This window comes from Xenorhabdus griffiniae, assembly GCF_001028135.1.
In the GTDB taxonomy this organism is placed as follows: Bacteria; Pseudomonadota; Gammaproteobacteria; order Enterobacterales; family Enterobacteriaceae; genus Xenorhabdus; species Xenorhabdus bakwenae.
This window is the reverse complement of sequence record NZ_LDNM01000218.1, coordinates 1-630: the sequence shown is the minus strand read 5'-3', so window position 1 is coordinate 630 and position 630 is coordinate 1. Positions and strand designations below refer to the sequence as shown.

Here is a 630-nt window from a genome sequence, read left to right as displayed (position 1 = left end):
TTAGTGCTGAGTCAGAAATCCACTGCAACGAAAAAAGGTGAAATCAGTACGGTCCGTCAAATGCTGGATATTCTGAATCTGAAAGGCAGAATTGTGACCCTGGATGCCCTGCACTGTCAGCGGGAAACCCTGGAACAAATCAGCGAAAAGAAAGACCATGTCGTTGTTCAGGTGAAGAAAACCCAACCCCTCCTGTGGGTAAGCGTTCAGTCTCAGTTTCAGCGGGTGTTTGAGGCTGGGAAAGAAAAAATTATCACTGAAATTAAACAAGAAGCGCATGGCCGACGGGAAGAACGTTATGTGTTCCAACTCAAACCCCAATTTACCCCTGAAATGGTGGAGAAATGGCCGACAATCCGCAGCATTATTGCGGTTGAGCGGCACCGGACAGAAAAGGGTAAGGGAACGGTGGAGACATCTTACTATGTCAGTTCCCTTTCTCCCCGCCATAAATTATTGGGGTACTACATTCGCCAGCATTGGCGCATTGAAAATAGCCAGCACTATATTCTTGATGTGGTTTTTAAAGAGGACGATTCACGCATTGTACTGGACGGGGCGATTGAAAATTTGGCGTTATTCCGGCGTATCGTGTTGAGTATGGTGAAACAATGTGATTGTGGTGCACCC

At 46.8% G+C, this 630-nt stretch carries 1 protein-coding gene; it reads left to right on the top strand.

What is annotated here, in order from left to right; translation table 11 throughout:
* On the top strand, nt 1–630 hold a 630-nt coding region (locus AAY47_RS19765; protein WP_047772097.1), incomplete at both ends, for an ISAs1 family transposase.